Annotated in this window: 1 protein-coding gene; it reads left to right on the top strand. The window is 32.5% G+C overall.

Features of this window, described 5'->3' with window-relative positions:
• Positions 1 to 452 (top strand): hypothetical protein (locus AC1DRF_RS32080; RefSeq protein ID WP_477742839.1); only part of this gene is annotated, 452 nt, incomplete at its 5' end.
• Between the last annotated feature and the right edge of the window lie 59 nt (positions 453 to 511).

The raw sequence follows: 511 nt of genomic DNA, 5'->3' as shown, positions 1-511 counted from the left end.
ACATCCCTATTTATAAACATTCCCTTCCAATCGATTCTAAAATATATGAAGGGAATTTTAAAGAGCTTGGTTCAATCGCACGAATTGGTTTTTTTGCAGCTTTAGCCATTTATCCTATTTTTTTATTATTAAAATGGAAACCGTTATCGGACATAAAAAAAGGAAATTTTGAGTTAAAACCGCTTATCCAATTTTTAGCCAAGTATGTTCGTCAGTGGCACGTTCCCATTGCTCTTATATCAACGGCCTTGATTATTTTACATGGTTATATGGCTTTAATAAAAGGATTTCAAGCAAATTTTACGTACTTTTCAGGAATTATTACAATGGCTGTTCTAGCTTGTTTACTCGTGATGGGCGTGAAGCGCTATAAGCGTATAGATAAAAAGTGGCATCTTAAATTTGCTATCTCTTTTTTGGTTTTGTTTATGATTCACGCTACCTTTTCATAACTTGCCATTGTTTAAAGTTTTTTTATATAGGGTACAGTTCACAATGAATACATGATATG

The organism is Priestia sp. P5_B4, assembly GCF_056400385.1.
The sequence above is the reverse complement of the archived record's forward strand: the minus strand, read 5'-3'. Positions and strand labels throughout refer to the sequence as shown.